The sequence below is a fragment of the Nitratireductor sp. XY-223 genome (genome assembly GCF_004959855.1).
Taxonomy (GTDB): domain Bacteria; phylum Pseudomonadota; class Alphaproteobacteria; order Rhizobiales; family Rhizobiaceae; genus Hoeflea_A.
Genome location: NZ_SPNT01000005.1, coordinates 45,643 through 69,700, shown reverse-complemented (window position 1 = coordinate 69,700; position 24,058 = coordinate 45,643). Strand labels below are relative to the sequence as shown.

Sequence of the window (24,058 nt, the reverse complement as noted above, 5' to 3'; positions counted from 1 at the left end):
CAAAGTGATTCGGGGGCGGACTGATGATCGTTGTGGTTGATGAGCGTGAGTTGGTGACGGAGGGGTACACGTCACTGTTCGGCAGGGAAGGGGTTCCATCTGCCGGTTTTGATCCCGACGAATTCGGTGAATGGGTCCACACGGCGGCGGACTCCGATATCGACGCGGTGGAAGCGTTCCTGATCGGTCAGGGCAGCGACAACATGGTTCTCCCGCGGGTCATCAGGGACCGCTCAAAGGCCCCGGTGATCGCGGTCAGCGACAAGCCCTCCCTGGACACCACACTGGCATTTTTCGATTGCGGCGCAGACGACGTTGTGCGCAAGCCGATCCACCCACGTGAAATCCTGGCGCGTGCCGCCGCCATCCGCCGCCGGCTTGAGCCGGAGCTCGAATACACCGAGATCGGCAGAATCCGTGTCTATTCCGATGGGCGCGATCCGGAGATCGACGGACAGGCCTTCCCGCTGCCGCGGCGCGAGCGGCGGATTCTCGAATATCTCGTCGCCAATCGCGGCCGCCGGGTGACCAAGGCGCAGATCTTCAACGCCATCTACGGCATCTTCGACGACGATGTCGAAGAGAACGTCGTTGAGAGCCACATCAGCAAGCTGCGCAAGAAGCTGCGCATGCGCCTTGATTTCGATCCGATCGATTCGAAACGTTTTCTCGGCTACCGCATCGACTGGCAGTAGGCGCCTCCGGTTTGCCGATCAGCGCGCGCGTGCCTCGCCCATCCCGCTCTAATGCCTCGCGGAATTCAATCGGCAAGCCAGTTTCGCGCAAGCCTGCCGAACTACCTTGTCGCAAACGCAAACGGGGAATTGTGCGATGAGCCTCTATGGAATGATGCGGACTGGTGTATCCGGCATGAACGCCCAGGCGGTGCGCCTGGGAACGGTTGCCGACAATATCGCCAACGCCAACACCACCGGATACAAGCGCAGCTCGACCGAGTTTTCGTCTCTTGTTCTCCCGAGCGCGGGCGGAACTTACAATTCCGGCGGCGTCAGCACGTCGGTGCGGTATGCCATCTCGGAAGAAGGCGCGCTTCAGTTCACCACGTCGATCACCGATCTTGCCATCGGCGGCGACGGTTTCTTTGTCGTGCAGGACACCTCGGGCGTGTCCTTCCTGACGCGGGCCGGGTCCTTCATCCCGGACGCTGACGGCAATCTTGTGAACGCGGCGGGCTACTCGCTGATGGGATACGATTATTCCGGCGGATCCCCGACGCCGGTGGTCAATGGATTTGACGGCCTGGTGGCGATCAATGTGTTGCAGGGCGAATTGCTCGCCGACGCATCGACGTCCGGCATCTTCACCGCGAACCTCGATTCCGATGCCGCCATCGTGACCGGCACGCTGCCGTCGGCGAACCTTGCGACCTCCGAATACACCCACAAGAGCTCGCTGGTTGTCTACGACGATCTCGGCAGCGAGGTGCTGCTTGACTTCTATTACACCAAGACCGCAGCCAACACGTGGGAAGTTGCGGTCTATGACCAGGCCGACGCAACGCCCGGAACCTCTTTCCCGTATTCGTCCGCCGCGTTGTCCACGGTCACTCTGGATTTCGATGCGACGTCCGGCAGCCTTTCGGGAACCAGCCCGACATCCATCACCGTTCCGGTCCCCGGCGGTCAGAGCCTCGCCATCGACTTTTCCGATATGACCCAGCTCGCCTATGAATTCAACGTCGGCGATGCGAGCGTCAACGGCAACGCGCCGAGCAAGGTGGAGAGCGTTGAGATAACCACCGACGGCACGGTCTTCGCGAAGTATGAGAACGGCACGCTCGAGCCTAAGTACCGGATCGCGCTCGCCGATGTGCCGAGCCCCGACGAACTGACGCCGATTTCCGGCAATGTCTTCGCCCAGAACAGTGAATCCGGGGTCGTGACCACGGGTTTCGCGGGATCCGGAAATTTCGGCGACATCGTTTCGGGAGCGCTGGAATCGTCCAATGTCGACATAGCCGACGAACTGACGAGCATGATCGAATCCCAGCGCAGCTACACCGCGAACTCGAAGGTGTTTCAAACTGGATCGGATTTGATGGAAGTCCTCGTCAATCTGAAACGTTAGGGCCGTCAATGGCCCTGGAGGCGTAAGACCAAGCAATGTCACTGTCATCGGCGATCAGTACTGCACAGTCCATTCTGTCGAATACATCCAAACAGACCTTGGTGGTATCCGACAACATCGCCAATGCGGGCAATCCAGACTATGCGCGGCGCGCGCCGACGATTCAGACCTATTTCGGCGGAGAGCTGTCGATCTCCGTACAGCGCGCCGAAAATACTGTCCTGTTCAACCAGTCGCTTGAGTACCTTTCTGTCAGCAGCGCCCAGAATATAGTCTATGACGGACTTGAGCAGCTGAAGATTTCGATGGGCGGCAATGACTACGAGCTGTCCCCGTCACGCTACATCGGCGATCTGCGCGACATGCTGCAGACGCTGGCGGCAACGCCCGGCGATTCCACGCTCACCGCCTCGGTAATCTCCGCCGCCCAGGACGTCGCCAACAGCATCAACGACGCATCGGCCGCCACGCAGCAGCTTCGCCTCGAGGCCGACCAGGCGATCAGCGAGGGCGTCGAAACGCTCAACAACCTGCTGGTGCAGTTCGAGGAGGTCAACAGGGAAGTCGTCGCTGGCACGAGCACGGGCGATGATGTTTCCCAGGCGCTGGATTCGCGCGAGGCGCTGTTGCGGGAGATCTCGACGCTGGTCGGCATTCGCACGCTCACGCGCGAAAGCAACGACATCGCCATCTATACGACCGGCGGCCAGACCCTGTTCGAGACGGTGCCGCGGTCGGTCTCGTTCACGCCCACCAACGGTTTTGACGCAACGATCAGCGGCAACGCGGTCTATATTGACGGCGTCGCCCTGCAGGCGGGTAACGGTGCGCAGACGACCGCGACCGGAGAGCTGGCCGCCCAGCTCCAGATCAGGGACAATGTGGCCCCGACCTATCAGGCCCAGCTCGACGAAATAGCCCGCGGTCTGGTGGTCGTCTTCGCCGAACACGACCAGAGCGGATCGGCGCTGCCGGATCTGCCGGGTCTCTTCACCTGGTCCGGCGGCACTGTGCCGTCCGCCGCGACGATCGAGCCCGGAATCTCCGCGACCTTTTCCGTGAACCCGGCGGTGCTGGTGGACACCGGCAACCCGGCCCTGTTGCGCGACGGCGGTATCAACGGGGCCTCCTACATTTCCAACGCCACCGGCGCGACGGGCTTCTCCGCCCTGCTGGACGGCTATGTGACAGGGTTGGAGGAGCCGATCTCCTTTGACCCGGCCGCCCTTGCCGGCGATAGCGCCGGCATCATCGGCTACGCGTCCGACTCCATCGGCTGGCTCGAGCTCTACCGGTCCCAGGCCTATGAGTCCTCCGAAACGCGCGAAGCCGCGACCGTGCGCATTTTTGAGAGCTTCAGCAATGAGACCGGCGTCAATATTGACGAGGAAATGGCGCTGCTGCTCGACCTGGAGCAATCCTACAGGGCGTCCACCCAATTGCTGTCGACCATCGACGAGATGCTCGCGGCGCTGATGGCGGTGGGGTAGGGCGATGAAGACGACCTTCGTTTCAACGCTCGCCATCCAAAGCGCCCTGCGGCTGACGGTCCAGCGCGCGCAGACTGAGATGATGAATGCGCAGACCGAGGCGACGACGGGTCGTCATGCCGATATCGGCCTGGAACTCGGCGCCCAGACGGCCCAGACGATATCGCTCAATCGCGATGTCGCCCGCCTCAACACGATCATTGACAGCAACGCGCTTGTCACCAACCGCCTGTCCTCGTCCCAAAACGCGCTGGAACAGATGGCGGGAAGCGCGCAGCAGGTGCTCGATACGCTGATCAGCATGGTCGATATCGACGACCAGGGCCGTCTCGACGTCGCCGTCGAAACGGTGCAGACGGCGTTTCAGAACTTTACGGCCTTTGCCAATTCCTCGGCCAGCGGCGAATTCCTGTTTGCCGGCATCAACACCGATGTGAAGCCGTTGGCCGACTACACGGAGACCGGCTCGGCCGCCAAGGCGAGCTTCGACGCCGCGTACCTGGCCTATTTCGGCTTTACCCAGAACGACGCCGCGGCGTCGGGCATCACGACCGCGCAGATGGACGATTTTCTGACGAACCAGGTCGAGCCGCTCATTCTCGGTGCCGGGTGGGATGCCGACTGGTCGAACGCCGACGACCAGGTCATGACCAACCGCATCAATTCCAACGAGGTGGTCGACAGTTCAGCCACGATCAATGCTGACGGTCCGAAAAACATGGCCATGGCCTCGACGATCATCATGGAAATGCTGGCCACGCCATTATCGAGCGACACGAGACAGGAGCTCGTCGAGCGCGCCATCGACTATGTCGGCCAGGCCATAACCGGGATCGACTTCCAGCGCGCTCAGCTCGGCTTGTCGGAGCAGCGCATTGAGAAGGCCAACGAGTCGATCCAGGTCCAGATCGATCTGATGTCCGTCTATATCGGCGAGCTGGAGAACGTCGATGTCTATGAGGCTTCGACGCGTCTGACTCTGCTGATGACCCAGGTCGAAACCTCATACGCTTTAACGGCGAGGATCCAGCAGTTGAGCTTGACCAATTACCTTTAGTGGGTCGCGCAATGGTGAGTAACGGAGAGGGCGAAGGTAGCTGAAATGTATCAGTTCTCATATGCGGAAGTGCAGCAAGATGCAGTTGCTGACTCCAAGGACCGTGAACGGCAGGTCCTCGACAAATCCATCAGGATGCTCGAGGAGGCGAAGGAGCACGGTCCGAAATCCCGAGAGTCCATAGAGGCCCTGTTCTTCGTGAACCGCGTATGGGTGCGTTTCATCGAGGATCTCGGTTCGCCCGAAAACGAGCTGGAGCAGGAACTGCGCGCCAATCTCATTTCCATCGGCATCTGGATCCTGCGCGAGACCGAGAAGATCCGGTCGGGGGAATCCCAGAATTACGAAGGCATAATCGATATTTCATCCATTATTCGGGACGGTCTTAAATGAAGAGTTCATTGCGCATTTCGCTCAAGACCGGGGAAAAGATCTTCATCAACGGGGCCGTGCTCCGGGTGGACAGAAAAGTCGGTCTTGAGTTCCTCAATGACGTAACATTCCTGCTGGAGAACCACGTCCTGCAGCCCGAGGACGCGTCGACGCCGCTGCGCCAGCTCTATTTCATCGTGCAGATGATGCTGATCAATCCCGAAGGGGCCGAGCAGTCCCACGCGATGTTCAAAAAGTCCATCGTCATGCTGCTCAACTGCTTCAGCAACGAACAGATCCTGACCGAGCTCAAGCACATCGACGCGATGGTCACCGAGGGCCGCGTCTTCGAATCGCTCAAGGCGATCCGCGCGCTCTACAAGGTCGAGGAGGACATCCTCAACAACCGTCAGATGCCGGTTGAGACGCTGGAAGACATCAAGAAGGAGATTGCGCCATGGCGGTAGAGGCAGTTTCTAACAGCACGTATACAGGCTCCTCGGCGGCCGCGAGCGCGGCCGAGCAGGCAACTGTCGACTATGACACGTTCCTGCAGCTGCTGGTCGCCGAGATGCAGAACCAGGACCCGACCGAGCCGATGGATTCGACCGAGTACATCGCGCAGCTCGCCTCGTTCTCACAGGTCGAGCAGACCATCCAGACCAACGCGCGGCTGGAGGAGCTGCTTGCGGCGAATTCGGTTTCGCAGGCCGGCTCGCTGATCGGCCGCACCGTCACATCGAATGACGGCACCGTCAGCGGCGTCGTCGAGCAGGTCGAGCTCTACGATGACGGCGTCGTCGCGGTTCTCGACACCGGTGAGAAAGTGGTCATGGGTGCCGGCCTGACGGTCTCCTGAGGCGGCCAATGAGATGAGCGAAGCCGACGCGCTCGACATCGTCCAGAAAGCCATCTGGACCATCCTGGCGGCCTCCGGACCGGCGGTCTTCGTTGCGATGTTCGTCGGTGTCGGCATCGCCTTCCTTCAGGCGCTGACCCAGGTCCAGGAGATCACGCTCACCTTCGTTCCGAAGATTGTCGCGATCCTCGTGACCGTCGCCGTGTCGGCCCCCTTTGTCGGCGCCCAGATCTCCAGCTTCACCAATCTCGTGTTCTCGCGCATCGAAAGCGGCTTCTAAAGCGGCACGAGGCCGGTGCCGGCTCGTTCGCCGGCGCGGCAACGCACCCCTTTCGAGAGCCGACCGACTGCGGCTGCGTATCAGGTCGGCAACACCACCACAGGTTTTACACAGCAGATCGGGACAGACATTTCCGGAATCGTTGTCGGGTCCACAAATATGGTCTATCCCGAAGTCCAGCCGGATCCGTCCCGATCAGAAATTCCCGCGCTGATCGAAAGCAGCGGATTTGAGGAATCCGCAAGATCGCCTTTTGAACGCCTGCCGCGACGACAGGCACGACGTGCATGGTACCCCCTATGGTTCTTCCGATCACCGTTGTGGCGCCGACATACAATTCGATGTCCATGATGCAGCGCCATGTTTCTGCGATGCGGGAATGGGCGCCGCATGTGGAACGGGTCGTTGTCGTTGACAGCCATTCCGAGGACGGCACGTGGGATTACCTGAAGAGCAATCTTGCGGGCGACAACATCGGTTTTCTGCAACATCCCCCGGGGCTCTACGAGAGCTGGAATTTCGGCGTTTCCCAATCCAGGTCGCCATTTACATATTTCTCCACCGTTGGAGACACGATATCCCTCGACGGTCTCACGGCCCTCTATGAAACGGCCGTTTCACTGGATTGCGATGTGGTGATCAGTCCGCCGCGGATGAAGACTGACGATGGTGAGCCCGCCGAACATTCCTGGCCCATCCACCGGATCATCGACCAGTACGATATCCGCACGCCGCTCAGACTGACGACCGAGAGCGCCACTTATTTTGCAACTCGCTATTTGCCTTCGTCCATTCTGGGCAGTTCGGCGAGCAATCTCTATCGGACGGATTGCCTGAAGGAATGGCCCTTTCCGAGCGAGTTCGGGCATATTGGCGACGTCGCCTGGGGCGCTTTGTATGCCACCCATGTCAGTTTCGGAATCTACCCCGAGACGGTTGCCGAATTTGTTCACCACAAGCAGACGAGGCAATGGGACAAACAGGCCTATGTGCGGATGTGTCTGGAGCTTTTCGAACTGGCCTCGGACCAGATAAGGGCGCTTCACCAAACCGGGTTTACTGAGGCCCGCGTCACCGGCGGCGAAACGGAATCGGTGTCACCGCTGCAGGAATGGATACGGGTCGGCAACAGACGCCGCGAGCTGGATCGCGGGCTGAGCGAATTGCGCGGCAAGCGGTTGCACTGGATACTGAACCCTCAGGCCTGGCGCCTGCGCCACAAGCGGAACCAGGCGTTGAGCGCCGAAGAACCGCTGCTGCGGCAGCTGGACAATTCCGTGCGGCGCAGCATTGCGGATGCTTCGGGGCGACTGGCGCTCTAGATCATTTCCCGGAGCAAGGATAACCTTCACCGGCGCCTGCGCCGACGGGAGGACACACCATGACAAAACCGCTCAGGGGCGTGCGCGTCCTCGATCTCACCAATGTCCTCGCCGGACCCTTCTGCTGCCATCAGCTCGTCCACCTGGGCGCCGAAGTCATCAAGGTCGAGGCCGCGGGGCGCGGCGATCTCGCTCGCCAGCTTGGCGGCGATCCGGAACTGAACCGCCGGGGAATGGGCGTGTCCTTTCTCGCCCAGAACGCCGGCAAGAAATCGGTGACCGTCAACCTCAAGCACGAGGCGGGAAAGGAACTCTTCAGGCGCCTTGTGAAAACGGCCGATGTGGTCGTCGAGAATTTCCGGCCCGGAGTGATGGAACGGCTCGGCGTCGGCTACGAGGCGCTCAAGACGGTCCGGCCGGATCTCATTTACTGCGCCATTTCCGGCTTCGGGCAGGAGGGACTGTGGGTACACCGTCCCGCCTATGACCAGATCATCCAGGGTGCGTCGGGTGTCATGTCCATCACCGGTGACGCGCAGGGCCGGCCGCTGCGGGTCGGATACCCGATCGCCGATACCGTCGGCGGCATGACGGCGGCCTTCGCAATCGCCGCGGCGCTGAACGCGAAGCCGCGCGGATCGTTCATCGACGTCTCTATGCTGGAATCCGTCCTCGCTACCATGGGATGGGTCGTCTCCAACTACCTGATCGGCGGCATCGAACCGCGGGCCAACGGCAATGAAAACCCGACATCGGCGCCCTCCGGCGCTTTCGAAGCCGGCGGCGGCCTGATCAACATCGCCGCCAACAAGGATGAGCAGTGGGTGTTGCTGACCGATCATCTCGGGCTCGCCGATCTGCGCAACAGACCGGAATATGCGACGCGCGAGGACCGCAAGGCAAACCGCGCGGCCCTCAAGCGGGAACTCGAGGAGGTTCTGAAGGGGCGGCCGGCACGCGATTGGGCGAAGGAGTTGAACCGCATCGGCGTACCGGCCGGCGCCGTTCTGTCTGTGCCGGAAGTCCTGGCCATGCCGCAGATCGCCGACCGCGGCTTTCTTGCCGGTTTTACCGATGTTCCCGGCGTCGGGCGGGATATCGAAGTGGTGACCACCGGGATAAAGCTGGACGGCGAGGCGCCCGGCGTCGACCGGCCCCCGCCACAGCTCGGCCAGGACAACGAGGCCATCTGGAGGGAAATCGGCGTGTCGCGGGAAGAACTGGACGATCTGAGGCGCGGAGGAACGATATGAGCGACAAGCGCAACGACGTGTCCGATTGGTGGACCACATCCATCATCGATATGGCGCCCGGGAAGATTCGCCTCCGCGGGCACCCGGTCGAGGAACTTATCGGCACCGTTACCTTTCCGCAGATGATATGGCTGATGACCCGGGGCGACCTGCCGTCGGAGGCCGAGGCGAAGCTGCTCGAATGCGCACTGGTGGCGGCAGTCGATCATGGGCCACAGGCGCCGTCGATCGCCGCCGCGCGCATGGCGGTCACCTGCGGGCTGGGCCTTAACGGCGCGATGGCCTCGGCCGTCAACATGCTCGACGACATCCATGGCGGTGCCGGAGAGCAGGCGGTGGCGCTTTACGGCATGATCGATGAGGCCGTTCGCGCGGGAACGCCGCTGGACGCCGCCGCGGCCGCGATGATCGACAACTGGCAGGCCGGGCACGGCGTCTACATTCCCGGCTTCGGCCACCGCTTCCACAAGCCGGAGGATCCGCGCGCGCCGCGGCTGCTGGCGCTGGTTGACGAGGCCGCCGCCGCCGGCACGGTCTCGGGCCGTTTTGCGGCGATCGGCCGGGCGATCCAGGCGGTGCTCGATGGCCGGAAGGGCAAACCGGTGCCGATGAACATCGACGGAGCGACTGCGATCATTTACGCAGAACTCGGTTTCGCCGGTCCCCTGGCGCGCGGTCTGTTCTGCCTGTCGCGCTCGGTCGGTTTCATTGCCCATGCCTGGGAGCAGATGAACGAGGGCGGCCGCAACAAGGGGCCGACGCCGCCGGCCCATCGCTGGACCTATACCGGGCCGAACCCGATCGACAGGACGAATTAGACAGGTTTACGACCCGACCCTCAATCGGCTTCGGCCTCGATGGCTTCCATGTCGTCATCGGAGAGGCCGAAATGGTGGCCGATTTCGTGGATGAGCACGTGCCGGACGATGGTGTCGAGACTCTCTTCGCGCTCGATCCAGTATTCCAGGATGGCGCGGCGGTAAAGCCAGATCCGGTTGGGCATCTGGCCGGTGCGGATTTCCGTCGCGCCCTGCGCCATGCCGATCCCCTGGAACAGGCCGAGCAGATCGAACGGGCTTGCAAGGTCGAGCGATTTCAGGACGTCCTTTTCCGCAAAGTCGGCAACGGTGATCTGGATGTCCGAGCAAAGGCTGCGGAATTCCTGGGGCAGCCCGTCGAACGCTTCCTGCCCGAGCCGCTCGAAATCGGCGAGCGACGGCGAAAGGCGTCCCGTCCAGGGCGATGCGGATTCCATGAAATCAGTTTCCTTCAACGCGTTACGGTAATTTCCGTCAAGTTCAATCAATATCTTTAAAGTAGGTGTTGAGCGGCCTGTCCACCAGTCCCGCTCCGCCGGAAATCCGCAGCCACCCTCGCGCAAGCTTCGCCCGCTAGTTTGACGAAGGAGCACCGGGACGCCGTGCGCGGCCCCGCAATTGTCATGATCGGACAAGGTAGGACATGGCGGAATCAACAGCCGTAGCAGTGCCGCCGCTTGAGGGCAGGGGCCGCGATGTCACCTTTGCCATCGGCATCGTCATCATCCTGTCGATCCTGTTCCTGCCGATCCCGGCATTCCTGATCGATATCGGGCTCGCCTTCTCCATCGCCTTCTCGGTTTTGATCCTGATGGTCGCCCTGTGGATCCAGCGGCCGCTGGATTTCTCGTCGTTTCCGACGATCCTGCTGATCGCCACCATGACGCGGCTGTCGCTCAACATCGCCACGACACGCATCATCCTGTCCGAGGGGCACGAGGGAACGACCGCGGCCGGCTATGTCATCGGCGGCTTCTCGCAGATGGTGATGTCCGGCGATTTCGTCATCGGCGTCATCGTGTTCCTGATCCTGGTCGTTGTCAATTTCATCGTCATCACCAAGGGCGCGACGCGCATCGCGGAAGTCGGCGCGCGCTTCACCCTCGATGCGATCCCCGGCAAGCAGATGTCGATCGACGCCGATCTCTCCGCCGGCCTGATCGACGAGAAGACCGCCCAGGCAAGGCGCCGCGAACTGGAGGAGGAAAGCTCCTTCTTCGGCTCCATGGACGGCGCGTCGAAATTCGTCCGCGGCGATGCCATCGCCGGCCTCATCATCACGGCCATCAACATCTTCGGCGGCATCATCATCGGCTACACCCGCCACAACATGGAGATCGGCGACGCGGCCGATGTCTTCACCAAGCTTTCCGTCGGCGACGGACTGGTCTCGCAGATTCCGGCGCTGATCGTTTCGCTGGCGGCCGGCCTGCTGGTCTCGCGCGGCGGCAATGTGGGATCGGCCGATGTCGCGGTGCTCGGCCAGTTGAGCGGCTATCCGCGGGCGCTGTTCGTCGCCGCCGGCCTGATGATCCTGCTCGCGGTCGTGCCGGGGCTGCCCTTTCTGCCGTTCATGATCCTGGGCAGTGCCATGGCCTTCGCCGGCTGGTTCATTCCCAGGCAGCTGGAGCGGCACAACCAGGCGATCCGGCACAACGAGGAGCAAAAGCTGCTGGAGCAGAAGAAGCAGGAGAAGGATTCGGTCAAGAACGTCCTGCACACCAGCGAGATCGAGCTTTGCCTCGGCAAGCATGTGTCGGCGCGCCTGTTGGGCGCCCATCAGGAACTGGCATTCCGGGTCGGCAAGATCAGGAAGAAATTCGCCTCGCAATACGGTTTCGTCGTTCCCGAGATCAAGGTCACGGACGATTTCGCCGTTCCGGACAAGTCCTACCAGATCCGCATCCACGGCACCGCGGTGGCCGCCAACGAACTGCGCGTCGGCGAGGTCATGGTGGTGATCGGCAACGGCCGCAAGCCATCGGTCCCCGGCGACGAGATCCGCGAGCCCGCCTTCGGGCTGCCTGCGGTTTCGGTGCCCGAGAGCCTCGTCGAGGAGGTCAAGCGCGAGGGCTTCCAGCCGATCGACAATGTTTCGGTGGTGCTGACCCACCTGAGCGAGGTGATCCGCAACAACCTGCCGCAGCTCCTGTCCTACAAGGACATGAAGGCGCTGCTCGACAGGCTCGATCCGGAATACCGCAAGCTCGCCGACGAGATCTGCTCCAACCACATGTCCTATTCCGGCCTGCAGGCGGTGCTGAAGCTGCTTCTCGCCGAGCGCGTGTCGATCCGCAACCTGCATCTCATCCTCGAGGCGGTCGCGGAACTGGCGCCGCATCTGCGCAAGACCGAGCAGATCGTCGAGCATGTGCGCATCCGCATGGCGCAGCAGCTGTGCGGCGATCTCGCCGACAATGGCGTGTTGCGCGTGCTGCGGCTCGGCAACCGCTGGGACCTTGCCTTCCACCAGGCGCTGAAGCGTGACGCCAAGGGCGATGTCGTCGAGTTCGACATCGAGCCGGCGCTGCTCGAGGAATTCAGCGAACAGGCCACCAAGGTGATCCGCGAGCATCTCGACGCCGGCACGCGCTTCGTGCTCGTCACCGCTCCGGACGCGCGGCCCTATGTGCGCATGATCATCGAGCGGCTGTTCGCCACCCTCCCGGTCATTTCGCATGTCGAGATCGCCAAGGGCATCGAGATCCAGATCCTGGGTTCGATCTCATGATCAACGATCTGGAGGGAACGGTGCTCGCACTGGTCGCCTCCTTCAGCCGCATCGGCGCCTGTTTCATGCTGATGCCGGGTCTCGGCAGCTTCCGCGTTCCCGCGCAGATCCGCCTGTTCGTCGCCATCGCCGCCTCGATGGCGCTGCTGCCGCTGATGTGGCAGTCGATCTATCCCAAGGTGTCGGTCTCGACCGCCGGATACGTCTCGCTGATATTCGTGGAAATCCTGATCGGCGCGGTGCTCGGTCTCGTCGCCCGGTTCTACGCGCTTTCCCTGCAATTCGCCGGAACGGCCGTCTCGATGATGATCGGGTACAACGCCATGGCCAGCAGCGGCGTCGAGGAGAACGAACCGCAGACCGAGCTCGGCTCGCTGATCGGCCTGACCGGGCTCCTGATCCTGTTCATGCTGGATTTTCATCACATCGTCATCGAGGCGCTGACGATGTCCTACGACCTGATGCCGGTCGGCGGCAGCTTCGATCCGCAGATGGCGCTGATCACCCTTTCCGACACCCTGTCGTCGTCCTTCATGATCATCCTGCGGCTGATCAGCCCGTTCATCATCTACGGCCTGATCTTCAATCTCGCGGTCGGCATGGTCAACAAGCTGGCGCCGCAGATTCCGGTCTATTTCATCTCGCTGCCGTTCATCCTGACCGGCGGCCTTTTCCTGCTGTTTTTCGGCTCGGGCGAGTTCTTCCGCCAATTCGCCGACAGTTTCCTTCCGGTGTTCGATGGCCGCTGACGCACTTGAAAAAAGGGCGCGGAACCTGCGCCGGCTCGCCGCCCTGCAGCGCCAGTTGCACAAGCTGGCCGAGTCCGAGCTGGCCGAGACCAACCGTCAGCGCATCGCGGTCGGTGAGCAGATCGCCAGGCTCGTCGAGGTGATGGGCGGGCTGTCGCAGGTGCACCGCCTGTTTCCGCAGCTCTACGCGCGGCAGATGGTGAAGTTGAAGAGCCGGGAAAGCACCCTGACCGCGCAGGCGCAATTGCAGGAGCAGAAGGTCCTGCGCGAACGGACCAAGCAGGACCGCATCGGCGAACATCTGGCGGCCGCCGCGGGCGAGGCCGAAATGATGCGCGAGGAAGAATCCATCCTGGATCTTCTCGACGCGGTGAAGGGGGCGACCTCCGGGGGAGAGCCGGACCGTGCTCAAGCCTCCCGTAAGCTTCGTCGTGCATAGTTGCCGGCGAAGACGCAAAGGATGATTCATTGGCCATCTCACCGCCCAGCGACCTGGTTCTTGATGTGGTCCGCGCCGCCGATCCGTCGAGCGTGCGCGAAGCCCACCGCAAGCTTCTCGCCAAGGCATCCGAGGCGGCGGGCGCGGGTTTCGAGGCGGCTGCCGGCAGGCCGGTCGGCACCGACGTGAAACCGGGCGGCAAGGCGCCCGAGGCCTACCGCGAATTCGAGGCGATGGTGCTCCAGTCCTTCATCAAGAGCATGTTGCCGACGGATGCGGAGAACCTCTATGGCAGCGGCACCGCCGGCGATATCTGGAAGGGCATGATGGCCGAGCAGCTGGGCAAGGCGCTCGCCGAGGGCGGCGGCATCGGCATTGCCGAGCAACTGTCGGCCCAGCGCCAGCCCGCCGAGGCCGACGCGGAGCATGCGCAGGCCATGGGTGACAACCGCAACTACGCCAACGGCCTGGTGCAGCAGATCCAGCTCGACATTCTGCGGAGCGCCGACGAGCGCGCCGGTCTTTTTGGCGGCAAGGCGTAGGACAGTCGAAGTGCAAATGAATCGGGAGCCGAGGTGACATGGGCAGCGAGAATACGGATGACCGGGTGACGAAGGTGCTGGGCCGGCTCGACGCCATACTCGAGGCGGAAAACAACGCTCTCGGTACGGATCCGGACTTTGACGTCAATGCCTCGAATAACCACAAGAGCCGGTGTCTTTACGAACTTTCCCTGCTGACGAAGGCCGTGCCGCCGCAGCAGATGAGCCGCTCGCACGGCGAAGCGCTGAAGGTCATCCGCGAAAAGCTGGATCGCAACACCGCGAAGGTGAAGGCGCATCTGGAGGCGGTGCGCCGTGTCACGGACCTTCTGCGCGATGCGGCCCGCGAGGCGGAAGCCGACGGCACCTATACCGCCGAGCAGTTCTACTTGCGTGAGGCCGGATGATCAAACTTGTCATCTCCGGGGTCTGGATCTGCGCCGTCACGCTGGCCTCGGTCTATTTTTCGCTTCAGATGGCCTCAGAGCCGAACGACAAGGGCGACCAGAGCGACTTCTTCGGCGGCCTCGACTATGTGCGCTCCGACCTGATGTCGATCCCGGCAATTCACCAGGGCGAGGTTCGCGGCTATTTCATCACCCGGCTCGTCTATACGGCCGAACCGGACGTGCTCAAGAAGCTGAGCCTGCCGCCGGAAATGCTGATCACCGACGAGCTTTTCAGCCTGCTTGTCGGCGAGCGGGTGATCGATCTCACCCGGGTAGAGGAGTTCGACCTCGAGGCCTTCAGGGTCGTCATCCGCGACCGCCTGAACGAGCGGCTGAAGAAGAAGGTCTTCCACGAGGTGCTTGTCGAGCAGATGGAGTTCCTGACCAAGGCTGAGGTCCGCAACAAGGCTCGTCAGCGCCGCCTGCCGCCGCCTCCGGTCAAATCGGTCGGCGAGGACGGCTGATCGAAGCCTGGCCCCGGGCTCGGCTCTGCAATCTTCGACAATGTTACGTGCCAGCCGTGTTTGCCGGAACAACCGGTATTTATTCGGCGGCCTTCGGGAGAAGTGCCTTATTCGTTACCCTGTCAACGGGAATGTGCAGTATCAACAGTTATCAACAGCTGATGACTTGACTGTTTTTCTGATTTCAATTTGTTTTTAATTGATTGTCTGATGGGCGGAGACAGTGAATATAAATATAGGAACAGTCAGAACAGCCGTCAGAATCAATATAAGTTGAAAAAGAACGATATATACAATCGGTGGTAGCTTATACCGCCGATGGTTTCGGCTGTAAATCAGGGGACAGGGTGTGAAATATTTGTTTCTAGTTGCCGCATCGGCATTGTATCTGCTTGCCACCGCTGCACAGGCCGACAATATCGGTTATTCCGCCGGACATATGTGGGGGACGGACGGCTCCGGCGTCGCGGTGGGCGGCGCCGTCGAATCTTCCGAGGCGCATCTCGCCAATGGAATCGTGGCGGGACAGGTCAACGCGGCGGAAGACGGATTGCTGTACGACAACGGCGCGGCCGGCACTTTCACGATCCAGGCGATCGGCAGCCAGACGGTGGTCAGCACGTCGATCATCGGCAACGGCAACATCGCAGACATCACGGCGGACCAGACGAGTTCCAACACGGGCGATGTCAGCAACGACGGTGAAATCAACACCCGCTAGCGCGGGCGGCGAAGCACCGGCGTTGTTGTGTCCAGTGGAGTGGGAACTCATGGTTCTTCGGCATGCGTTGGGAAGGCTAACATCGATATTGAAGGGATCGCTGGTCCTGCCGGCAGTGGCCGTCGCCGCGGCGTCCTGCACAGTGCCGCGCGGCAACGAGGTCGACCGGCCTGCCGCGGTGCCGGTGACGCAGGCGCCCCTGCCGACAAAGGTCCAGACCTACACCCGTATCGAGGACACGCTGGCCTGTATCCGCGGGACGGAGGTTTTGAAGGGGAAGACCTTCGTCGTCGGCAGTTTCGCCGACAGCACCGGCAAGATAAACGCGGTGGCCTCGGGCGCGACCGGCAATTTCCTGCCGCAAGGGGGCAGTGCGGCCTATGTCACGGATTCGCTGTCCAAGGCGGGTGCGACCGTCGTTTCCACCTATTTCGGCGCGCCGACCGAGGCGGTTCCCACCGATTATGCGATCAACGGCATCTACAACAGCCTGGATTTCAGCCTTCCGGTGAAGGCCGACGTTCGCGTCGGCGGCGTCGGACCGACGGTCGGCATCGGCTGGGCGCAACTCAGCCTGTCGATTCAGCTCGATGAATCCTCGACCCGGGTCAACCGGCAGATGAGCATGATCCAGCGGCCGGTCCGCTACACCCAGCTCGGTGCCGGTGTCGGGCGCACCTTCGGCAATACGCTCGCCTCGGGGAACGTCGCCTTTCAGAACCAGGAGCGCTTGCAGTTGGAAGCGCTGAACGGTCCGATCGCGCTCGGTGTTGCGGATGTGGTGATGAAGGAATTCCCGCATGCCGGCAACAACTGTCGCCGGATCGTCGGGGATCTGCTGGACGCCGAAACATGACGATAGCCGGCTGAAAAGACGCGCCTCCTCAAGTTTTTGCCGAATAATATAGCGTAGAAGTTGCAATTACGGATACTGTAAAACTTTGCCAATAGGCAAGGAAATACTTGCACTAATCTGAATTAACTCAAAATTTAACAGTATAGGTTCTTATGCTCCAGCCGAGCCAATCCATTGGATTGTCGCACCGGTTGGGGGCGGGATCAGCGGATGCGCATAAAATCCGCGATCCTGGAACGACCGGCGCGCAATTCAATTTAGTCGGAAAATGAGTTTGCCGAGGTTGGTTGGGCGGCGATGCAGCTCCGGGTACCTGCAGTTGGTATCCCGAAAGGAACTGGTCGTCTGTGCCTGGGCCTTGTCAGCGGCGGCGCGCTTACATGCTGTTGAGCGTGTTGTTGAACCGGGATCATCCGACCGTACGGTCTGCATCAGGCAAACGGGTGCGGAGGGGTCGGGACCGAAATGGCAGGGCCTGATTTCAGGGGCGCGCATGATGCGCGTATGAGGAGAACTGCAATGTACTCGACCAAATCGGTCGCGGGCATCACGCTGCTTGTGATGCTGGCCGGGGCTAGCGGCGCGACCGCACAGACCGCAATCACACAATCCACCACAAACTCCAATACGATCAACCAGGCAAGCGGCCTTGTCGATGTCAACGGTCAGTTGAGCGCGCCCGGCGGAAGCGCCGCGGTCTCGGCGACCGGAGCGGCTTCGTCCGTCAGCGTTCAGGGCATTGGCCAGAACTTCGTCACGCCATCTGCCGGCTTCGGCAACATCACCCAGTCGACTACCAACAACGGTGTCGTCACCAATGCCGGCGGTACCATCGACATTTCCTCGACGGTCAACGGACCGGGTGCTGCGGCATCGGTCTCGGCAACGGGCGCCGTCTCGTCCGTATCGGTGAGCGGCATCGGCGCCGCGGGCCTGTCTGATGTGTCGATCGCCGATATCCGCCAGAGCACCACAAACAATGTCGATGTGACGAACGGCAGCGGCACAGCGGGCCGCATCAGCGTCGGCGGCCTGACCGGTTCCGGCGTTTCCGCGTCGGTTTCGGCGACGGGCGCGGCATCCTCCACCGGCGCAACGATGATCGGCGCCTCCGGCGGCGACCTGACCACCGGCAACGTGACCCAGTCGACGACGCTGGCAACCGGTGCCGATGTCAGCAATTTCGGCGCGTTTTCCAACGCCTCGCCGTTCTCGATCAGCGGTGCCGGAGCATCGGCGTCCATTTCGTCGCTGGGTGCGGCTTCGTCGGTGTCGCCGACCCATGTCGGCTCAAGCGAGATCGACAACCTGGCGTTCGGCAACATCAGCCAGACCACCCGCAACCTGGGTGGCGATGTGATCAACAATCACCAGGGCACGTCGCGCAATTCCGGCGGTGCGCTGAATGTCGGCTCGGTTTCCGGCAATGGCGCTTCGGTCAGCGTTTCGGCAGCCGGCGCGGCATCCGCCGTGTCCGTCTCCAGCATCAACAGCACCGGAATCGGCGGCACGCCGTCGATCGCCGCGGGCACGATCTACCAGAACACGCAGAACCAGGGCGCGGTGACCAACCGGGGCATGGGATCCAGGGGCGCGGCCGATGTCGGCCACGCGATCACCGTGGCCAGCATCACCGGCGACGGCGCCTCGGCCGCGGTCAGTGCCACGGGCGCGGTATCGGCCGTCTCGTTCACGAGCATCAACGAAGCCCAGTCCTTCGGTTCACCCGCCACCGGCGCGATCAGCCAGACGGCGGTCAACAGCGGTGCGATCACCAATGCCGCCGCTTCGATCACCAGCGGCACGGTCAGCGGTGCCGGGGCTTCGGTCTCGATCTCCGCGATCGGTGCGGTTTCGGCGACGTCCTTCACGTCGCTCAGGTAAGCGCCGCCAGCCGCAACGCGGGCAATTGCGGGCCGGATCGAACAGGCCCGCAATCGCCGGCCTGCATGGTCCATGAATACCGCATGTCCTCTGCGCCGACGAGCCGGACCGGCTCGTCGGATTTGCCGTTTGTTGTCATCTTGAAGGATGATCCGGCCAGGCGCTTCGCGCTAGTTCGCCTCCGGATTGCGATACTGCTCGTTGATCTGGCCGAATTCGGCGCCAAGGCGTCCCGTGGCGGCGTGAATGTAATACATCCCGTGCAACGCCGACCGTGCCTCGAACCCGTGCCTTAAGGCCCTCAGCGGCGCCGCGGCCAGCATGAGAAACGATTTTGCCAGCGTGCGCATGTGCCCGGTAAATCCGGGGCGGCGGCGGTTTTCGATCAGCGCGGATATGGCGCCCTCGCGGCGGCCCCGTGCGCTGAGCCACGACCGGGTGGTGCGCCGTGCCGGGATCGATTCGTAAACCGGCGCTTCCGCGCACCAGGCGAAGAAGAACCCGTGTTCCCTGGCGCGGCTGTAGAAATCGCTGTCGCCGCCGCCGATGAAGTTGAAGGCCGGGTCGAGAAACGGCATCGGCATCGATTCAAGCACCTGGCGAGCGATGAGAACATTGCCGGATGAGTAGAGGATCGGCACGAGCCCGGTGGTTTCGTAGGGCGGCGCGAAGACGGGATGGCGTGCCAGCGGTGCATGGCCGGTCTCGAAGACCGGGACTTGCGGCCCGCCGACAATGTCAGCGCCGACATCTTGCGCCGTCCCGCAAAGTGCGCTCAGCCAGCGCGGGTCGGCTTCCTCGTCGTCATCGATGACGGCGACGGCGCTGTAATTGGTGAAGGATTCCCGAACCAGCCGCCAGCCGGCGTTGTAGGCATGGCAATTGCCCCTTTGGTGCGCCAGGAGGACGAGGCCGGGCAGCCGCGACGCCTGCAAAAACCGCTTGGCGGCTTCGGCGCCGGCGCGTTTTTCGGCATCGTTCTCGATGACCACCACGCAATAGGGCTCCGTGAAATCCTGGTTGGCGATCGAGGCGAGCGTTCTCGCCAGCATCTGCGGCCGGCGGAATGTCGGGACCGTCACGACGATCTCGGCGGCATCGGCGTCGAACGACGGCGACCGGTAATGGAGGCTGGTATCCGGATGGGTTGGTTCGGTCATCTGCGCTGCCCGTTGTGCACTCATTGCAATCCCGGCTTTTGCGGGAATATCACGCATTTCTGAATATTGACTGAATACGGTGCGTTCATCTTTTGCGCCTAAGGTCCCCCGGCACGACAACGGCAAGGAACAGGCCCGCATGCATCTGGTGTTCGTATCATCGCTGCTTCCGCCCGCGCGTCCGGTTTCCGGGTTTGATATCGCCAACCGGGTCATCCTCGATGCCGTCCGTGAGCAGGGCGCAAGGGTCAGCATGCTTGGCTACAAGCTTCCGTCTGTGCCGCTGGCCGAGGCGGATGAAACGGTCGTACTGGGCGAGCAGGAAGTGACGACCGAGCGGGTGTCCGCGGCAACCAAACTGCGCTGGCTTGCAACGGCAATGCGTCACGGGACCACGTTCTCTTCGGCCAAGATGCTGGCCTGCGGCAGGTCGGCGCTGCTGCGCTCGATCGACCGGCTTGCGCCCTTTGACGGGGTCATTCTCAATTCCGTTCAATTGCCCGGGGCCTTCGCCGGGGAATTTGCGCGACACAGGTCCATTTTTGTCGCCCACAATATCGAGGCCCGGTCGGCGGCCGAGAACGCCCGTCATGCCGGCAACCCGTTCGAGACGCTTCTGTTCCGGCGCGAGGCCCGGCTGCTCGACCGGATAGAAAGGGACCTGTGCAGACAGGCCCGGTTCCTCTGGACGCTGTCGCAGGAAGACCGGCAGTTTCTTGCCGGCGATGACCGGACGCGCTCCGCCGTTCTGCCGATGGTGACCGGGACCGAACCGCCGCCGCCGCTCGAGCCCGGCCGCGCCATCGCCCATGATTTCGGGCTGATCGGTTCCTGGAGCTGGAGGCCGAACCGCATCGGCCTCGACTGGTTCCTGGGCGAGGTGGTTCCGAAACTGCCGGAAACCGCCACGATCGCCATCGCCGGTGCGCTGGCCGGGCCGCAACCCGCCATCGCCCATCCGGGCGTGCGTTTCCTGGGCCGGGTGCCCGATGCGCCGGCGTTCCTTCGTTCCTGCGCCGTCATACCGCTCGCCAGCACCGCTGGCACCGGTGTCCAGCTCAAGACCATCGAGGCATTCGAGCAAGGACTGCCGACGGTGGCCACGCAAACGGCGGTGCGCGGCATCAGTTCCATCCCGAAAAATTGCACGATTGCGGACGATCCGGCCGAGTTTGCGGCGGCACTTGTGTCCAATTTGCATGCCACGCAAGAAAAAAACGGCGGACTCCTGGACGGAGGAGAGTTTTACCGTAAGCAAAAGGAAGCGCTTATAAAGGCTATAGAGATGGGAATTACATCAATCGCTGAAAATTGACTGTGGAATATTAATATAGAACCTGCTCGTTAACCATTTTTTCGCGGAGTAGTTAAATTGCATCGAATGACCATAGTAAATCACCGCCTTCATAATCTAGAAATTATGCATTGATGATGTGACAGGTGGCTGAAACGGTCCGGGCCTCCATTCGGCGGGCGACCCCATTTCGCAACCACAGAGATGTCGATGACAGACGCGTCGGTGAAGACGATACAAAAGCCCGCACGCCGGGACATACTTGATATCGAAGTCGCGTGGCTCGACTGGCCGCAGGCCTTTGTCTGCATAAAGGAGGCTCTCGCCGCCGACGGACAGACCGTTTTCGCCTTCCTCAACGCCAACAACGCCAACCTGGCGACGAAAAATACCGCGTTCCGCAATGCGCTGGCGCATTCCACCATCCTGCCCGACGGCCTCGGCGTCGATATGGCGGCGCGCGCGCTTCACGGGTCGCCGTTCCCGGCCAATCTCAACGGAACGGACTTCATTCCCGCTCTGTTGACCTATCTCAGGGAACCGCGCCGTGTCGCGCTGATCGGAGCGCGTCCCGAGGTCCTCGCCAAGGCCACGCAAGCCTTGCGGCAGCGCTGCCCGTGGCACGAGTTCACTGCCGTGTCGGACGGGTTTTTCGACGGCGACGGCGGACAAAGGGCATTGGCGGAGCTGTCTGACATCAGGCCGGACATCGTGCTTGTTGCCATGGGCAGCCCGCGGCAGGAACTGTGGATCGAGAACAACATCCGCGGCAAACACGGAAAAGTCGTTTTCGCTGTCGGGGCACTGTTCGATTTCGTGTCCGGAGCAGTGCCACGTGCGCCGCTCTGGATTCGCCGGCTGCGCTGCGAATGGGTTTTCCGGCTTGTCTGTGAACCCCGGCGCCTGTGGCGGCGCTACCTTGTCGGTAACCCGATATTCTTCTTTCGCGTGCTACGGTACAAATATTTCCGGCGAAAGGACGCGGGCGGACCGGCAGCGGTATGATGGCCCGGGAGATCGGCAGATGCGAACAGCCGTTGTGACAGCCTCTTATGCGGTGGATCTTGAACGCTGCAGGTTGCTCAGCGACAGCATGGATGTCTGGCTGAACGGCGACTGGACGCACTACATCCTGGTGGAACAGCGCGATCTGGAGCTGTTCCGTGCGCTGACTGGGCCGCGCCGTGTCGTGGTCGATGAGCGGGAGATCCTGCCGGACTGGCTGCGGCCGTTTCCGGATCCGCTCTCTTTCGGGCGGCGCCGCATGTGGCTCGGGCCGCACGCGATGCCGCTGCGCGGCTGGCATGTACAGCAGCTCCGCCGGCTCGGCATGGGTCGGCTGCTGGACGAGCCGGCGATCTTCTCCGCCGATTCCGACGTTGCCCTGTTGCGGTCGTTCGATCCGGCCGGGCTGTGGCAGGGCGACAAGCTCAAACTGTATCGGCGCGACAATGCCACGATCGCCGCCATGGCCGATCACCTGCGCTGGATTAAACGGACGGACGCGCTGCTCGGGCGCGCCGGTGAGACCGGGCCTCCGCCCTATCATGACTATATAAACACGCTGATCGGCTGGCGCACCGACACGCTGCGCGCGCTGCTTGAGCACATAGAAAGCGTCAGCGGCGAAAACTGGATGCGCGCCATCACCCGCAGCCGCGCCATATCGGAATGCACTTTCTACGGTCGTTTCGTGGACGAGGTCCGCCAGGGCGCCGGCCACGTGCACACCGACCGTTCTCTGTGTCACGTGATGTGGAACGGCAGCGGCAGGTCTCCGCAGGGCGGAGATATCGCCGGCTTCCTGGCCGGCATGGAGCCGCAGCAGGTCGGCATCGGCATCCAGTCCTTCATCGGCCATGACCTTGCCGATATCCGCCGCGCCGTTCTGCCCTGAATTGGAGCGTGCCCGGTTTCAGATCACGCGCCGTCCCGCCTTCCGAAGCGCCGGGTAGGTCAGCCCTGCGGAAAGCATGTAAAGCAGCAGGAAGACACCGTTGAGGAGCAGGGCCCACTGGCCGAAATCGCCGAATATCAGCAGCAGGCCTGACAGCATCGCCGCCTTTGCGAGCCCGATCAGCGACATGTTGACGGTGCGCACGAAGGTCCGCCCCGTCGCGTAAAGCAGCTCCGACTGGTATTCGATCAGATTGCGCAGGGCCGGAACCGCGGCGACAAGGATCAGCAGGGGCGCGGCTTCCGCCACGTTGCTGCCCAGCGCCGCCGGGTAGAGTGCCAGGAAGCCGGCAAAGAACAGCAGCGTCACGGTCGATGCGAGTGCGATGCCGCCCTCGATCAGGACCCGCGTCCTGAGCGACTTGATGGTATCGCGCGCCCGCATGATCGCCTGCACGAGCATCATGTTGAACGTGCGTATCGGCAGCGCCGTCAGATCGACCAGCCGCATGATAATGGCGTAAAGGCCGGCGGTCTCGGGCCCGCCGATGCCGAGCACGAGAAGCTTGTCGAGTTCGGACTGCAGGTAAAACAGGATTTCCGCTCCGGCGACCGAGACGGAATCGCGCCAGCGGCGCAGGTAGAGCGCCGGCGACCAGCGAAGCCGGTAGCGCGGGTAGAAGAACGCGATGGCGACGGCCATGGCGATCGCGTTGGCGGCCAGGTAGTACCAGGCCCATTGCTGCAGGGTCGCCGAACCGATGGCCGCGAACAAAAGCGCGGCGGCGGCGCGCAGCGCCGATCCGGTGACGACGAGCAGCGCCGCCCGGGCGAAGCGTCCCATGCCGTTGCACACGATGATGACCATTTCAGCCGAGCGCCACAAAAGCACTTCCGCGCAGATGATGACGGCATAGGCCAAAAGGGAGATGTCGGCGGCAAACACCAGATGAAAGGCGACCAGCGCGGCCAGGGCGACGAGGGGCACCGAGATGGCGAGCGCGGCGATGTAGCCCGCAGAATAGGCGCCGATCAGGCGCGGCTTGACGGTGGCCACCCGGTAGAGCGGCGACGAGAATCCGAGCGCCGCCACCCGCGAGAGCACCACGCCCATGGCGGACGCGGTCGCAAAGACGCCGAATTCCGCGATCGACAGCGTGTTGGCGATGGCGATGAAGTAGGCGAGGGATATGACGAGGCGCCCTGCCGAGCCGCTGAGCGCCCAGACATAGCCCCGTAAAATACCTGTGTTGCGCTTAACAATTTCTAGCCAGTTTTGTGGCAACGTGGCCTACCGGAGATGATTGGAGTGAAGTGCGAGACATGCCGTCCGA

The 24,058-nt window shown here is 62.4% G+C and carries 27 protein-coding genes; 23 read left to right on the top strand and 4 right to left on the bottom strand.

The window, feature by feature from the left end:
• Window positions 1-23 precede the first annotated feature (23 nt).
• The 11 genes from E4M07_RS17605 to E4M07_RS17555 all read left to right on the top strand — a co-directional run bounded on the left by E4M07_RS17605 (window position 24) and on the right by E4M07_RS17555 (window position 9,539).
• Complete coding sequence (locus E4M07_RS17605; RefSeq protein ID WP_136659705.1) at window positions 24-695, top strand: response regulator transcription factor; 672 nt, start codon at window positions 24-26, stop codon at window positions 693-695.
• 136 nt (window positions 696-831) lie between these two features.
• Window positions 832-2,088, top strand: a complete 1,257-nt coding sequence (locus E4M07_RS17600; RefSeq protein ID WP_136659704.1) for a flagellar hook protein FlgE — start codon at window positions 832-834, stop codon at window positions 2,086-2,088.
• Between the two features lie 35 nt (window positions 2,089-2,123).
• Window positions 2,124-3,578 carry a flagellar hook-associated protein FlgK gene (flgK, locus tag E4M07_RS17595; RefSeq protein WP_136659703.1) on the top strand — a complete coding sequence of 485 codons (1,455 nt, stop codon included), beginning with the start codon at window positions 2,124-2,126 and terminating at the stop codon, window positions 3,576-3,578.
• A 4-nt stretch (window positions 3,579-3,582) separates the two neighbouring features.
• A complete protein-coding gene (locus E4M07_RS17590; RefSeq protein ID WP_136659702.1) occupies window positions 3,583-4,635 on the top strand; it encodes a flagellar hook-associated family protein in 1,053 nt (350 codons plus the stop codon).
• Between the two features lie 45 nt (window positions 4,636-4,680).
• Window positions 4,681-5,028 carry a flagellar biosynthesis regulator FlaF gene (gene flaF, locus E4M07_RS17585; RefSeq protein ID WP_136659701.1) on the top strand — a complete coding sequence of 116 codons (348 nt, stop codon included), beginning with the start codon at window positions 4,681-4,683 and terminating at the stop codon, window positions 5,026-5,028.
• Window positions 5,025-5,474, top strand: a complete 450-nt coding sequence (flbT, locus tag E4M07_RS17580) for a flagellar biosynthesis repressor FlbT (RefSeq protein ID WP_136659700.1) — start codon at window positions 5,025-5,027, stop codon at window positions 5,472-5,474. Before flaF ends, flbT begins: the two co-directional genes overlap by 4 nt.
• On the top strand, window positions 5,465-5,866 hold the full coding sequence (gene flgD, locus E4M07_RS17575) for a flagellar hook assembly protein FlgD (protein WP_136659699.1): 402 nt from the start codon (window positions 5,465-5,467) through the stop codon (window positions 5,864-5,866). Before flbT ends, flgD begins: the two co-directional genes overlap by 10 nt.
• A gap of 13 nt (window positions 5,867-5,879) precedes the next feature.
• The gene (fliQ, locus tag E4M07_RS17570) at window positions 5,880-6,146 is read left to right on the top strand and encodes a flagellar biosynthesis protein FliQ (RefSeq protein ID WP_136659698.1); all 267 of its coding nucleotides are present in this window, start codon (window positions 5,880-5,882) and stop codon (window positions 6,144-6,146) included.
• 299 nt (window positions 6,147-6,445) lie between these two features.
• A complete protein-coding gene (locus tag E4M07_RS17565; RefSeq protein ID WP_169054268.1) occupies window positions 6,446-7,468 on the top strand; it encodes a glycosyltransferase in 1,023 nt (340 codons plus the stop codon).
• A gap of 59 nt (window positions 7,469-7,527) precedes the next feature.
• Window positions 7,528-8,721 carry a CaiB/BaiF CoA-transferase family protein gene (locus tag E4M07_RS17560; protein WP_136659696.1) on the top strand — a complete coding sequence of 398 codons (1,194 nt, stop codon included), beginning with the start codon at window positions 7,528-7,530 and terminating at the stop codon, window positions 8,719-8,721.
• Window positions 8,718-9,539 carry a citryl-CoA lyase gene (locus E4M07_RS17555; RefSeq protein ID WP_136659695.1) on the top strand — a complete coding sequence of 274 codons (822 nt, stop codon included), beginning with the start codon at window positions 8,718-8,720 and terminating at the stop codon, window positions 9,537-9,539. The genes E4M07_RS17560 and E4M07_RS17555 overlap by 4 nt, the downstream gene beginning before the upstream one ends.
• Before the next feature lie 20 nt (window positions 9,540-9,559).
• Here the strand turns inward: E4M07_RS17555 and E4M07_RS17550 are convergent, their stop codons facing one another.
• Window positions 9,560-9,976 carry a metallopeptidase family protein gene (locus tag E4M07_RS17550; RefSeq protein WP_136659694.1) on the bottom strand — a complete coding sequence of 139 codons (417 nt, stop codon included), beginning with the start codon at window positions 9,974-9,976 and terminating at the stop codon, window positions 9,560-9,562.
• A gap of 206 nt (window positions 9,977-10,182) precedes the next feature.
• Between E4M07_RS17550 and flhA the strand changes: the two genes are divergently transcribed.
• The 9 genes from flhA (at window position 10,183) to E4M07_RS17505 (ending at window position 18,374) form a co-directional block, all read left to right on the top strand.
• On the top strand, window positions 10,183-12,270 hold the full coding sequence (gene flhA / locus E4M07_RS17545; protein ID WP_136659693.1) for a flagellar biosynthesis protein FlhA: 2,088 nt from the start codon (window positions 10,183-10,185) through the stop codon (window positions 12,268-12,270).
• Complete coding sequence (gene fliR, locus E4M07_RS17540) at window positions 12,267-13,019, top strand: flagellar biosynthetic protein FliR (protein WP_136659692.1); 753 nt, start codon at window positions 12,267-12,269, stop codon at window positions 13,017-13,019. The genes flhA and fliR overlap by 4 nt, the downstream gene beginning before the upstream one ends.
• Window positions 13,009-13,458: a hypothetical protein gene (locus E4M07_RS17535; protein ID WP_136659691.1), complete on the top strand. Its 450-nt coding sequence runs from the start codon at window positions 13,009-13,011 to the stop codon at window positions 13,456-13,458. The genes fliR and E4M07_RS17535 overlap by 11 nt, the downstream gene beginning before the upstream one ends.
• A 29-nt stretch (window positions 13,459-13,487) precedes the next feature.
• Entirely contained in the window at window positions 13,488-14,000 is a 513-nt protein-coding gene (locus E4M07_RS17530) for a rod-binding protein (protein WP_136659690.1), read from the top strand.
• A gap of 38 nt (window positions 14,001-14,038) precedes the next feature.
• Window positions 14,039-14,407 (top strand): hypothetical protein, encoded by a 369-nt coding sequence (locus tag E4M07_RS17525; protein ID WP_136659689.1) that lies wholly within the window; start codon window positions 14,039-14,041, stop codon window positions 14,405-14,407.
• A complete protein-coding gene (locus tag E4M07_RS17520) occupies window positions 14,404-14,913 on the top strand; it encodes a hypothetical protein (RefSeq protein WP_136659688.1) in 510 nt (169 codons plus the stop codon). Before E4M07_RS17525 ends, E4M07_RS17520 begins: the two co-directional genes overlap by 4 nt.
• A 349-nt stretch (window positions 14,914-15,262) precedes the next feature.
• The gene (locus tag E4M07_RS17515) at window positions 15,263-15,634 is read left to right on the top strand and encodes a hypothetical protein (protein ID WP_136659687.1); all 372 of its coding nucleotides are present in this window, start codon (window positions 15,263-15,265) and stop codon (window positions 15,632-15,634) included.
• 49 nt (window positions 15,635-15,683) lie between these two features.
• The gene (locus tag E4M07_RS17510) at window positions 15,684-16,490 is read left to right on the top strand and encodes a hypothetical protein (protein ID WP_136659686.1); all 807 of its coding nucleotides are present in this window, start codon (window positions 15,684-15,686) and stop codon (window positions 16,488-16,490) included.
• Window positions 16,491-17,009: 519 nt separating this feature from the next.
• A complete protein-coding gene (locus E4M07_RS17505) occupies window positions 17,010-18,374 on the top strand; it encodes a hypothetical protein (RefSeq protein WP_136659685.1) in 1,365 nt (454 codons plus the stop codon).
• Here E4M07_RS17505 and E4M07_RS29345 read toward each other — a convergent pair.
• Window positions 18,367-18,513 (bottom strand): hypothetical protein, encoded by a 147-nt coding sequence (locus E4M07_RS29345; protein WP_206057306.1) that lies wholly within the window; start codon window positions 18,511-18,513, stop codon window positions 18,367-18,369. The genes E4M07_RS17505 and E4M07_RS29345 overlap by 8 nt on opposite strands.
• Window positions 18,514-18,544: 31 nt before the next feature.
• On the bottom strand, window positions 18,545-19,534 hold the full coding sequence (locus tag E4M07_RS17500) for a glycosyltransferase (RefSeq protein WP_136659684.1): 990 nt from the start codon (window positions 19,532-19,534) through the stop codon (window positions 18,545-18,547).
• A gap of 139 nt (window positions 19,535-19,673) precedes the next feature.
• Here E4M07_RS17500 and E4M07_RS17495 point away from each other — a divergent pair, with 139 nt between their 5' ends.
• From E4M07_RS17495 to E4M07_RS17485, 3 genes are all read left to right on the top strand, one after another.
• Entirely contained in the window at window positions 19,674-20,849 is a 1,176-nt protein-coding gene (locus E4M07_RS17495; protein ID WP_136659683.1) for a glycosyltransferase family 4 protein, read from the top strand.
• Window positions 20,850-21,038: 189 nt separating this feature from the next.
• Window positions 21,039-21,833, top strand: coding sequence for a WecB/TagA/CpsF family glycosyltransferase (locus tag E4M07_RS17490; protein ID WP_169054267.1), 795 nt, complete (start codon window positions 21,039-21,041; stop codon window positions 21,831-21,833).
• 19 nt (window positions 21,834-21,852) lie between these two features.
• Complete coding sequence (locus E4M07_RS17485) at window positions 21,853-22,725, top strand: DUF6492 family protein (protein WP_136659681.1); 873 nt, start codon at window positions 21,853-21,855, stop codon at window positions 22,723-22,725.
• A gap of 18 nt (window positions 22,726-22,743) precedes the next feature.
• On the opposite strand, the gene E4M07_RS17480 is transcribed toward E4M07_RS17485, so the two are convergent.
• The gene (locus E4M07_RS17480) at window positions 22,744-24,009 is read right to left on the bottom strand and encodes a lipopolysaccharide biosynthesis protein (protein WP_246660492.1); all 1,266 of its coding nucleotides are present in this window, start codon (window positions 24,007-24,009) and stop codon (window positions 22,744-22,746) included.
• Window positions 24,010-24,058: the final 49 nt, after the last annotated feature.